The sequence below is a fragment of the Gardnerella sp. KA00255 genome (genome assembly GCF_049244095.1).
In the GTDB taxonomy this organism is placed as follows: domain Bacteria; phylum Actinomycetota; class Actinomycetes; order Actinomycetales; family Bifidobacteriaceae; genus Bifidobacterium; species Bifidobacterium vaginale_F.
The window spans coordinates 347,842-360,488 of sequence record NZ_CP058374.1; the positions used below are offsets into that span (position 1 = coordinate 347,842).

5 protein-coding genes and 1 tRNA gene are annotated in these 12,647 nt (G+C 40.9%); all 6 read right to left on the reverse strand.

All coding sequences use genetic code 11. The features are described 5' to 3' along the window. Positions 1 to 158: 158 nt before the first annotated feature. The 6 genes from HXT51_RS01385 to folP all read right to left on the reverse strand — a co-directional run bounded on the left by HXT51_RS01385 (position 159) and on the right by folP (position 12,595). Positions 159 to 1,877, reverse strand: coding sequence for a SpaH/EbpB family LPXTG-anchored major pilin (locus HXT51_RS01385; RefSeq protein ID WP_421776598.1), 1,719 nt, complete (start codon positions 1,875 to 1,877; stop codon positions 159 to 161). Between the two features lie 286 nt (positions 1,878 to 2,163). Continuing rightward, entirely contained in the window at positions 2,164 to 8,202 is a 6,039-nt protein-coding gene (locus tag HXT51_RS01390) for a Rib/alpha-like domain-containing protein (RefSeq protein ID WP_421776599.1), read from the reverse strand. A gap of 597 nt (positions 8,203 to 8,799) precedes the next feature. Continuing rightward, a tRNA-Leu gene (locus HXT51_RS01395) sits at positions 8,800 to 8,883 on the reverse strand. A 99-nt stretch (positions 8,884 to 8,982) separates the two neighbouring features. Then, positions 8,983 to 10,671, reverse strand: coding sequence for a DUF501 domain-containing protein (locus HXT51_RS01400; RefSeq protein ID WP_421776600.1), 1,689 nt, complete (start codon positions 10,669 to 10,671; stop codon positions 8,983 to 8,985). 200 nt (positions 10,672 to 10,871) lie between these two features. Further along, the gene (locus HXT51_RS01405; RefSeq protein ID WP_421776601.1) at positions 10,872 to 11,393 is read right to left on the reverse strand and encodes an FtsB family cell division protein; all 522 of its coding nucleotides are present in this window, start codon (positions 11,391 to 11,393) and stop codon (positions 10,872 to 10,874) included. A 68-nt stretch (positions 11,394 to 11,461) separates the two neighbouring features. After that, complete coding sequence (folP, locus tag HXT51_RS01410; protein ID WP_421776602.1) at positions 11,462 to 12,595, reverse strand: dihydropteroate synthase; 1,134 nt, start codon at positions 12,593 to 12,595, stop codon at positions 11,462 to 11,464. Between the last annotated feature and the right edge of the window lie 52 nt (positions 12,596 to 12,647).

Genomic DNA, 12,647 nt, shown 5'->3' on the forward strand with positions numbered 1-12,647 from the left:
GTTCTTACAGCACAATCAGTTGAAAGCAATGCTGCAAGAACAGTTAGAATTTATCTAGTGTTTAGCTATTAATTAGCCATTAATTGGGTGGGGCGCAAAGAGTATTAATCCCTGCACCCCACAAGATACTCACCTAACAGCGAGCATCAGAACTACAATCAGGCAGCCTGCTGCTCTTCATCCTTCCTGCGATTACGCATGAAGACGAAGATGCCAACAGCGACCAAGCACATGCCAACAAGAGCAAAGATAATCACGCCATAAGCACCAGTCTTAGGAAGCTTGAACCAGTGGTCAATGCCATTGTCGCTCGTTGGAACATCCTTGAACGAGTAAACAAATGTTTGCGTTTGACTATCATACTGAGAATCTTTTGTGTATTCCGTAGGAATAGTAACTTCTTCAACTTTTGGAGCCAAGACATATTTGTCTGGAGCTTGAGTTTCCACAACGTAGAACTTTTGTCCAATTTTTGCTTTAAATCCAGTTGCTGTCAAGCCAGTAGTTTCAGCAGTTTCAGTATCAGCAGCAAATCCCTTAGAAGACTTGTTTTTGCACTTATCAGCAGAACGAGAAGCATCAGCAGCACATGCGTTTGCCTCATCTGCCTTTGCAAACACAGCAAACTTAGCACCCTTAATAGGTGTTCCGTCAGTACTGCTTATCTTCTTAATCTGGAATTTAACAAGAGTTACCTTAGATTCGTTGCCTGGATCTGGGTTAACAGGCTTTGGCTTTTCATTTTCAGGAGTACCTTTCTTATATCCTGGCTGATAACCATACTTGTTAACGAGGTCACCAGAATCAACTCCTTCGTTAAGAGTGAATTTAAGATCAACAGTTAACTTTGCATTTGGCGAAGTCTTAAGAGCAGTAGCAATATCATTAAGACCACCATTTTCACCCTCAGTAAACTCTATCTTAATACGCTTACGAGTTGCGGTGCCACTAGTCTTATCGATAGGACTATCTTCAACAGTAACCTTATACTTATCTTCTTTGTTTTCAGAATTCGTAATCGGTGTATTACCGATCGTAACTTTCTGCACAACTTTCGTATTGGCATCATATGCTTTAATCAACGCATCATCCCACACAGCAAAACCAGTGTAATCATCAGCCGTACGATCTTTAACAGGCGTACCACTATTTGTGACTACAGAAGTTGAAATGGTATATGGCAAATCATCCTTTGTACCAACCATTCCTGTAGTGTCAACAGTCTTCTTAATAGCATCCTTAGTATATGCATTCTTAGGATCGACAGTTGGATTGTAATCATATTCTGTGCCACTTTTACCACTGGTAATCTCTGGAATAGTCATGAAGAACGGCTGCGGAAGCTTTTCATATCCATCTGGAACACTAACTTCTTCAACCTTATACAAGCCAATTTGAAGATTGTTAACAGTTACTTTACCATCAGAGCCTGTTGCAAACAGAGTATTATCAGTTTCGCCTTGAGCTGGATTAGGATTAGTTACTGCAGTACCTAAATCAGTACTTGGCAAAGAACTAGGATTTAAGTTAAGACTTGGCACTTTAGCAGCAACTTTTAGCCAATCATCATACTTCTTAAGATCAATAGCTGTACCATCTAGTTTGCTAACTGGAGTTACCTTAAACTTTGCACCAGGAACAGCAGTTTCCTTCTTCTGTTCACCTTTATCATTGGTTTCATCTTTGTACTTGGTGATTGTGATGGAACCAGTCTTGTTGGCAGCAGCTTTATCCCATGGTGCAGGATCAGTACTAGCTGCTTCAGAACCCGTAGCAAATGCCACGTTGTTTGTCACCACGGCGCCGGCGACGCACAGCGTGCCAGCCATTGCGAGCGAGGCGAATGCCGCCACGCATTGTTTAGTGAATTTATTCACTTTCTTCTCCTTTGTTCAGTGCCCTTGTGGGCAGGTTTGTGAGAGGAATTACGGTTATTGTTTTATTTTGTGTTGCGCACGGTCGGCGGAGTCATCGCAAAGCCGCATGAACTCTGTCGGCGGCTACGATTTGCGCCGCGCGCAGCAAGATTAAATCCGAACCATGCTCCGGCATAATTACCGTTACTGTGTAACGTCACTGTGTACCATCACTACGTAACGCGTAATGTCATTGCCAGCACATGGAACGTTGATACTGCAGTTTTTAAGCTGCAGAAAATTTTCATCAGCATCGCCACCTTTCGCCAAGTCGCCTTAAAGCGCGAAGCTTTTTGGCAGTTTTGCAGATAAAATCTTTAATCAGTGCCTTACGCAGCAACGACTCAAGCAGAGTGTGACCCCACTTCGTCTGATCAACGAAGAACGCGCCGCACATAACGCACATGCCGATTATCATCAGCACCAGCAGCGCCATATTCATCCCCTCGCCACCGGTCTTTGGCAGCGCGAATTTAGGAGGATCTATCACGTTCACGTCGAAGGAAATTCTGTTCCAATCAACAGCAGACTTTAATTCTGTAAGCTGAACCTTTTTCATATCTGTAGATGAACTAAGCCCATTAAACACCGTCAGTGCATTCGGCTTCAACGCAAACACAGCGCACGTGTAATTTCCAGCCTTTTGAGGTATGCCAGCAATATCGTCTTCACTGCGAGACACAGCGCTTTCTATGCTGTTCGGATCTTTATTCTTCGTGAAGCCATACAGCAAGTTAGCTATGCACTTATCACCGTTCTCACTGCAAGACTTTCGCTGATCAGCATTTGCAAAAGCCCACGGTCTTACACCTTCGCCATAATTCTGGTTCAGGTGCATATTGAGCGTATCGTCAAGCCCGTGGCTCCACTTTTGCTCGCCTTGCTTAGTGCACATCATGCGCAATGAAATATTGCTACGATCTTTCAAGCTCCACGCGCGCACATACGGATTCTTAGTAAGGCTCGTGCCGCTCATAACGGTAAGAGAATTATTACCACCAAGCGTGTCAACAGGATCAGCGTCCTGGGATCTTAGCAATGTCATCTTAAGATCCTTGTCAGATCCACTGAAACCTCCAACTGTAACTTTCGCATACACAGGCTTGCCGTTGTTACCAGAATCCGGGTCGTCAGAAGTGGATCCATCCGGGTAATGGATGACAATCTCTTTAAAGTACGCTTTAGGAGCAACAGATTGATCCGGGTGGAAGGTCACTTTGCCGTAACGCGTGCCGTCATCCTTGGAACTGTGCTTGCCATTCTTTTGCTTGGAAGGATTGTCAGGCTTATTGCTTTGCTCACCAGTTTTATCGGTGGCGTTGCCAGAAGCCCAATACGACCAGTCTAAAGACACACTGTTGCCCTTAGTGCCGTCAGCATTTACTTCAAAGCCGTTTGCGGCATCCTTAAACTCAAACCAAGTTCCGTCCGGAAGCGCGCCAGGCCTCACAGCATCCTGATATTTATCTGCACCGTTAGCACTCTTAACGCTTTGCGGCACAGCATTCTCAACCTTTTGACCAGCCGTAACGTTCACATCAACATACTTCGGGTTGTAGAAGTGATTGTCGTTGTGAATTTGAATTTGTATTGCGCGATACTCGTAGTCAACACCTTTAACCGCGTCTTTTTTACCAGTATCACCATCAAGCTTCCACTTGAAGCCTTTCAAAGGATCAGTGTTGCTTGGCGTTGCTTTGCCGCTTTTATCTGGTTTAATCGACTGAACAGCATTATCAAAGCTCTCTAATAATTTGCTTCCCTGCTTAATCGCGTACACTACGCACTCGTAGTCGCCGGATTCGTTAGCCTTGCCAACAAGAGATGCACGCGTACGCTCAGTCGTATTCCTAGAATTACCATTAATCACATAATCGTCATACAAAAGCTTCACATCGCACTGTTTTTTATCCCCATAGCACTTATGCTGCTTTTGAGGATCTTCCTGATGATCCCAAATACTTGGATTCTCCATGGTAATGCCAGCAATACCATTCCAAGTGTATTCAGACGTAGTATCAGCAGTATTATCCTTGTGAATAATCTTATGACATATTGTCCTAAGCTCGATTTTGCCAGGCTTATGAGTAGACCATAAGTTAAGACGGCGAGGATGACTATTGGTAAGAGGATCACCCTTCTTAATCTTAATAGTCTTATCAGCCCAGCCACCATTGTTAAAATTGTTCGTTACATCAAAACTCAAATCGCCAGGATTATAGTCGTGTGGTACAACATTTACTTTCGCATACACTGGGTTACCATTGTTACCAGAATCCGGGTCTTCCGAAGTAGAACCATCGGGGTAATGAACAACTACTGGAGCATTATCACTCCTATTAGTGCTAATCCACCTATGAGGATGGAAAGTCACATTACCAAACTGACCCGTGCCATTCTTAGCTGATTTCTTACCGCCCTCATTCTTGACATTATCGTCATCATTTTCAAAGAAAGCATAGTTAAGAGGTCCATCTCCATTAGGCTTTCCATTCTTCGTGTACTGCTTAAACTCGAACCAAGTTCCATCTGGCAAAGGCTCATTGTCTTTCACATCATCCTGATTATTCTTTGCACCATTAGCATTCTTAACACTCTTTGGCAGCTTAGAGGTACCAGTTTCGCCAGCCTGTAGTTTTTTAACCTCTTCATACTTCGGGTTGTAGTAGTGAGCGTCCGAGTGCACGTGAATTGGGAAGGTTACAGAGTCCCAATCAACGTGTCGCACAGAGTTATTCTGAGGATACTTTGCATCTACTGTGTTATTGAGTAATGCGTTAATATTACTCAGTGTTCCACTTGCATCATTTTTGATATTTTTAACAAAAGCATCAAAACGAGAAACAAGACCGCCAGTCTTACCCTTATGCGAAAGAGTTTTCAGTCCATAAACCGTGCAAACAAAATCGCCATAGCCTTCAGGCTTACCAGTAATATGACCGTTCGTTCGCTCGGTGGTTTCCCTATTGCCGTTAACACCATCTTTTACATCATAGTCATAAAGATAAGTTCCAGTTTCGCAACCACTCTTATCATTACGATTACATGTTTTACGCTTATCACTGTTATGCTCGACATCCGCATGCTGCCACTGCTTAGGCTTACTATTACTGTCACCAGTAAGACTCAACCCATTAATTCCACCAACTTGATAGGAGTCAGCAATTGGCTGACCAGTATTAGAATCATACTTGTAGCAAATCACTCGCTGATCAATAGGTCCAGGCTTATACGTAGACCATGAGTCTACTAACATATCAACACTTTGATTCTTTTTGAAGGTAACACCTTGCGAATCGTTATCTACAATACGCGTTCCGCCAGTTCTGCCAGTGTAAAGATTCAAATGAAAATCTGGATTTGCTGTTTTTCGCTCTACCTTAACTGGAGCATTCACAGGTTTGCCGCCATTAGCAGACTCACGGTCAGTTGACTTAGAACCATCAGGATAATGCACGACTACCGGATAATTGTAAGTGTCTGCTTCCTGCCACTTATCTGGACTGAAAGTTACCTTACCGTATTTTGTACCATCTCCAGCATTATGATTCTTACCCACATTTTTATTAGCAGGCTTGTTATCTTGACCATCTTCAAAAGAAGCCCATTTTGACAATTTATCTTTCGGCTTTGCAGGCTCAAACCAAGTTCCATCTGGCAAAGGTACATTGTTCTTCACATAGCTAGGATTATTCGTAACTCCATTAGCGTTTCTGAAGCTTCTTGGAACTTTAGAAACGTTATTATTCTTATCAAAGTTACCTGCCTGCACAGTAGAAGTCTCGTACTTAGGATTGTACATTTCTGCCATTGGGTGCACTTTAAAACGGAACGTGCGCGAAGCTATATCTTTAGAAGTATAATTAGCAAACAAAGATAACATTTCAGGATGATTTTTGCCAAGATTATCAAGGTTATTGAGAATCTGACTACCCTCATGTAACGCATACACAACGCATTTAAAATTGCCATTATTTTTAGGCGTTCCACTAATAACAGCTCGAGAACGCTCAGCGGTATCACTATCGTCAGTGTACAAATACTTTTTCGTATTGCATTTATCACCTTTGCAATCTTTTTTATATATACCAAGCTTTTCCCATTGCACAGGCTTACCAATTTTCAAACCATTAAATTCTTGCTTTTCATTAGATAAAAATGTGTACTTATTGTTAGTTGTAGGATCCTCACTGCACAATGTTCGAAAAACAATTTTACCAGGCTGAACATTAGACCATGAGTCAAGCACTAAATTAGGCTTAATAGGCATGCTGTTTGTATAGTGCAAAATATCAGAGTCTCTGCTGCCAATTGGAGCACCAGCAGGACTATATTCATTATTTCCATTATGAATATTCAAATGCATATCTTGATCGCCAATTGGAAGCGGATTGACCTCCACACTGGCGTACACTATACCTCGGCCACCATTGAAGTTAGCAGCATCAGAATCCTCAGATGTAGAACCATCTGGATACGTAACAATAACAGGAGTTTTTCCCTTCAGTCCAGCTTCTTTTCTACCTGGCTTAAAATGTACTCTACCTGTTTTCTTATCTTCATTTTCAATATGTGACCACGAAAGTACTGGTTCACCAATATTGCTACCCTTGCCACCATTAGCTTTATATTGTCTTAAGGTAAAAGTAGTTCCTTCAGGCAATGGGCCTTCCTTAACCCAATACTTGCCATTTGGTCGCACGCTCTTAGGGCGCTCAGTAAAAGCATTTGATGACGTAGGCTCCACATTCTTCAATGTTTCATATTCAGGGTTATACCGGGACGCCTGAGAAACGACGTGTATATCAACGCCTTTAACCTTCACAATTGAATTGTTCATTTTACAATTGTTAGGTTTAGGATCAGGGTAGTTTATTTGAACATCAAAATGTATGGTTCTGCCTCTATCAGAAGACTTAGGACTATACTTAACTTCGCCTGTTTTTGGATTAATATATGCCTGACCAGGCTTCATATTATTAGGATTGCTAGCCTTAGTAACACCGGGCGGAAGTATCTCCATATTTCCGAATTCATTCTTTTTAAACGTAAATTCTATTCCAGCATCAGTTGGAATGACCTCAGACGTAGTACTGCCTCGATGATTTGGCATGTCCTTATAATATTTAAAATCGCCGTTATAAGAATCACCAACCCACTCACCAGTATTTATATATGGTTTTACGGAAGTAACTTCACCGTAAACAGCGTCCTCTTTAGACTTCCTTGGGAATTGGATATCATCATTATTTTTAGGATTTAAACCATAATTAAACTCTTCCAAGTCTGGTATGCCATCACCATCGTGATCATACGGACCCCAAGCTGTAAACTTATGCTTGTCACCTCTAAGTGAAATCCAGCCAGCAAGGAAAGGCAGGTCATAAGGATTCACTCCATCTTCAACTTCAGCAGAAATAATCCAGTGAACAGCATCTACACCATTATCTTGTTCCCAAGATTTAAGAATTCTGCCAAATTTACCAGCTCTACGCCATGTATTAATTTCACAAGCATTGTCTGAACCCATACCACATTTTGAAATAGAATTATCCCAGAGGCCCTCGTATCCTTTATCACCAGGCAATTTGGTTTCATTGCTTCCACCATTAAAATCACCTGGTGATTGATTTTCGCCTCGAGTCTCCCAAGAGTACGTAGTAATAAACGAATATTTACCGTCTCTCTTAACAGGATGTCGACCGTCACTCCTAGTTCTATAACGCGTAATCTTAATAGTATTGTCCTTAAGCTTCGCAGGAAGAATAAGATAAAAGTCAGGTCTACCACCATAAGTATGCTCAGCAGCTTCCTCATCACAGTCTATAAATGGATTCGCAATTTTTTTAATTCTGCAAGAAGTTGCATTAAAAAGAACATCCCACTTGATAGTCGTCGTTTTCTTTCCATTAACGGTTACCGTATTTATATCTGGCGGCTGAACACCGAAATCCCTATATACATCCCAACTCGCAACAGAGTTAGGAGAAATATATCCATTACCAAGGTAATCCCAACTAACATTAGCTGCATTAGCGTTGCGCACTGGCGGAACGATGAGCATAGTTGCTATGGTGGCGGCTGATACGAGCATTGCGAAAAGCGCACGACGGAAGGTGCGAGAAGTGTGAGCTGTGCGAGCCGTGGTGACGTTGCCGGAAGTAGCTGCAGTGCTGGAAGTGCGAGCGGTGGCGCCATCACGCTCGCCGTCCTTATGCAAAGCCAAAGCGCGCGACGCAAGACGACCCACGCGTGATGCGAATCCACGGAACTTTGCTGGTAACATTTTCTCGCCTTCCTAGTCCTCCACTGCAGCAAAAGCCGCAGTATATCTCAAATTCCAACTCTCTAAGTGTTAAGCTTCAAACACTCAGCCTGCATACGATGCCGATGTATGGCAAATCAAAAACCTTGCGCACTCGCTACTACGAATGCAACTAACTGAGCCAAGCACAGGTAGTCAGTATAAAACATATACGTATGCCTTATATGCAGGCACGGCTTCCCAGAAAGCCTCTAACAGTTCTACCCCCCCCCCATAGCAAAATTCAAGCAAAATCAGCACATTTCTTAATATTCGTAAAAATTCCTAGATTCTGTAAAAACCACAATAAAATACGTTAAAAATATATTGAAAACTTGATATTCTTCGCTTCTTTTAGTGTACATATATCGCACCAGCGTGTCACAAACACAATATACAGTCAGTTAGATAAGCATAACCACAATATACAGTGATTTTGCATACATTAATCTCAATCTAATTCCGTGTTGTTTCGGATTATTTCCCAAAAAACAACTAAAAACAGAGCTATAGTCTAAAAACATCCCAGTTTTTAACAAAAAAACGTTGCACAGCAAAAGCCATGCAACGTTTTATTCGTGCCTCCGGTGGGACTCGGACCCACAAGCCCGTAAGGGCGTCAGATTTTAAGTCTGATGCGTATGCCAATTCCGCCACAGAGGCAACAGTCATACATTATGCCATATTAATTACATAAACACAACTCAGCGTGTGGCGAATGATTATGTGGCAAGTCAGCGTGCCGAATCAGCGTCTACCAACTCAGCGTGTGGCGAGTAATTTTCTGCCTAAATCAAGCGTTATTCCATCGAGTAAACCATGCTCACTAGCCACAAATGTGTCTAATACCCCACCATGATCCTCATATGCTGCTTTAGAAACACGCTCAAGCACACGGCTCCAAACAATAGCCCCACCGCCAACAACATCAATACGTCCAGGGTGAATTGTTGCATACGTACGCCTACGATCTCTAGGCATATGTAAGAATCTATCGTTAACTGTATAAGCTTGCTCTAGCCCAATATGTGCGCCATCAACTGCACTATGATCATAATGCTTCAATCCTAAAGCGAGCGCAGCCATTGTTGTAACTGAACCTGAAACTCCAATAATAGTATTTGCTTTACCTACTGGGACGCATCGTAAAGCTTCGTCAATATTAGCGTCGATATCAGCAATCGCGGTATTAATTTCATCATCAGTTGGAGGATCAGTGTGAAGATGTCGTTCAGTCATTCTAACTGAACCAATATTCATTGAATACGCAGCTGTAACTTCCCTAATATCATTATTTATTCCGTCTCCGCCTAGAACTAATTCAGTAGATCCACCGCCCAAATCTACTACTAAATAAGGCGCAGGTAATTCATCCCTAGAAACAACACTAGTTGCTCCAAGGAAACTTAGTGCAGCTTCTTCTGTACCACTGATAACTTCAGGACGCACACCAAGTTCATCTATCATCATTTGCTCAAAAATCTCACGATTTTCAGCATCGCGCGTTGCAGACGTTGCAACAAATCTAATACCATCAACAGGATTGTCTTTTAAAACTTGCGCAAATTCGTGAGCTGCAGCTTTAACTCTCTCTAATGCTTCATTCGAAAACTTATGAGTTTCATCAATGCCTTGCCCCAATCGCACAACTCTTAACATTCGCGGAACAATATCTGTCATACCGTGATCGTTTACACGAGAGATTTTTAAACGAATTGAGTTAGTACCGCAATCAATAGCTGCAACGCACACAGATTTTTTTGATTTTTTTGATTTTTGCGATTCTGTATATTTCATATTTTCCACAACATTCTTAGAACTATCGCTATTAAAATTACTGGCATCAGAATTATCGCTATTATTTATTACTTCGCTATCGCACTCAGTTGAATCATCACTCCAAGGAGTTGTACAACGGCACACGCCAGGATCAAACTCATTACTGATTCGAGCTAATACCATGTCTCCAATTGGATTAATCCCACTACCCATAACAAGAGTTTGAGCAAGAATCGCGTGTAAACACTTAACTCTTACAGGCATACCTCCGGCGCTAACATCAGAAATATGCTCTTCACTATCCGAAAGTCGAATTGCTAAATTATGCCTAAATAACTTATAAATTTCATGAGCTTTAGCATACTGTTCAGCAATATTTGCATCATTTTTCAAAAGCTCATTACACTCACGCATAAAGCCTTCAGCTTCAATATGCGATACAGCTTTCACTGCTTCAGGACTAGTTAAATAGAATGTAGTAGGAAAAGGAGTTCCATCTTCTAAGCAAGGACGCGTAATAACAGCTAAAGGTCTTCCGCACACACAACGAGCTCCTACAGAAACCATTCCTCTTGGGAAACGCCCTAGTTGTCGGTAAACCATATCTTTATCAACGTCACTTGCAGGATTATCACAGAAGCGATTTATTGCAGCTTCTACATCAAATACCATTACTAACTCCTGTATTATTTATACCTAAAACATCTTCGTATTATTTAATCTTAACAAAAACGAATACAAGCAGGTTACACGCTAATCCAATGTAAAACTATCGCAAAATAATCACGTGTTTTACATAAAAATTAACAGTTACTTCAGTCACCTTAGTTACCTTAACTTCAGTTTCAGCTACCTTAGTTACTTCAGTCACCTTAATTATTTGTACGAGTTATATTACTATCCGCATTTTTATCCGATGAATGCTCAACCATATTTTCTGGCTTGTCAGCTTTGTGCAAAGTGTAAGACAAATTACTATACCAAGGAAGTGCAGTATGAGAAGCGCTATTGTAACTGCTTTCAGCAAAATTATTAGGAGCTTTGCCAGTAACAGCTTCAGGATGTTCAACACGAACAGCTTGCTCTCCTGGGAAAACAAACCCCAAACGATCGCGAGCGCGAGTCGCTACATATGCTTTATCTTTCCAACGGTCAATATTATTGAGCAGTGTATTTTTACGAGTTTGCAATGAAGATTCTTCATTTTGCAACGTATGCAATTCAGCTAGGCTTAACGCATAACTTCGAATAGTTGAAATAAGCTCTATAGAGCCTAAAATAACAACAGCAAGCATAATTGCAAACACTATCGGACCAGAAAAAAATTTAAAACTCTTTTTCTTGTCTCCATTCGTATTAGCATTGACAAGCATACGGCGTTTTCTTGCACTCATAATTTATAACCTACTTGGCATATTCGACGTGTGCTACAAGTAAACGTGATTCTTTAACATGAAACATTTTATTTAAGCCAGTAGTTACGATTAATAACGTCAATCATATCTACTAATTGCTTTGTTTCAGCTATATCATGAGCACGAATTACGCGACCGCCAGCCATAAACATCGCTGTTTCCGCAACAAGAGTTACAGGCAAGCGATCTTCTTTATCAAGATTGAATAACTTTTTGCCAAAGCCTTTTCGAGAAATTGCAACTAATATTGGACGACCAAAACGATTTAGCTGATTAATATTACGCATCATAGCGTAGTCTTGCTCGCCATCAGCAACTTTCGCGTATCCAATACCTTGATCGAGAATAATCCTATCTTTATCAATTCCACCATCTATAAGCATACGAAGATTATTGGTAAAGAATTCACACATAACTTTTGTTAAATTATCATATTCTGTATCTCTATTGCTGTGCATTGTAACTAAGCCAACATTAGATTCAGCCATCAATTTTACTTTTTCAGGATCTTCAAATGCGCGAACGTCGTTAACAATATCTACGCCAGCTTCAATTGCTGCTTTCATAACTGGAATTTTATAAGTGTCTACAGCAACAGCAATTTGAGGATAATTATCGTGAATATAACGAATCGTTGGGATTACACGACTAATTTCTTCTTCAGGAGTAATTTCTACATATCCCCCTGGCTTAGTTGTTTGACCGCCAACTTCAATAACGTCAGCTCCAGCATTAACGATTTCTTCTACATGCTTTTTAATTTGCTCTTCTGTTTGATATCTTCCACCGTCATAAAAAGAGTCAGGCGTAATATTCAAAATTGCGTAAACAATTGGCTTGTCAATAGTATCAAAGCAGAAACGTCCAGCTTTCCAAATAATAGTATTTTCGCGCGCAACAGAATTAATGCTTTCTAATAGATTAGAATCATTATTCCACGTTTTTTCACATGCGTTTATAAAAGGTTTAATGGCAATAAGCGGCAATAAAAATTGAACAGACGACTCTTTTACTTCATAAGAAGTATCAAAATGATCAATGAAATCAATCACCTTTTGCATGCAGTCAGAAGGTATATCATTCCAGTTCAAAACTAATTTTTGCTCTTTTTGTACTTGATTAAGAAGAACTTTTTCTGCAAGACTTGTGCCAGTAATATCACGTTCTTTTGTAATATTCATAACTATTCCTATCTTTATGTCTAAATACCTAAATAATCATATACTATTTGCA

What these genes read in the sequence shown, in the direction of transcription:
- HXT51_RS01390 (WP_421776599.1), bottom strand. Translation starts at nt 8,202, where the DNA reads ATGTTACCAGCAAAGTTCCGTGGATTCGCATCACGCGTGGGTCGTCTT.
- HXT51_RS01400 (WP_421776600.1), bottom strand. Translation starts at nt 10,671, where the DNA reads ATGGTATTTGATGTAGAAGCTGCAATAAATCGCTTCTGTGATAATCCT.
- HXT51_RS01405 (WP_421776601.1), bottom strand. Translation starts at nt 11,393, where the DNA reads ATGAGTGCAAGAAAACGCCGTATGCTTGTCAATGCTAATACGAATGGA.
- folP (WP_421776602.1), bottom strand. Translation starts at nt 12,595, where the DNA reads ATGAATATTACAAAAGAACGTGATATTACTGGCACAAGTCTTGCAGAA.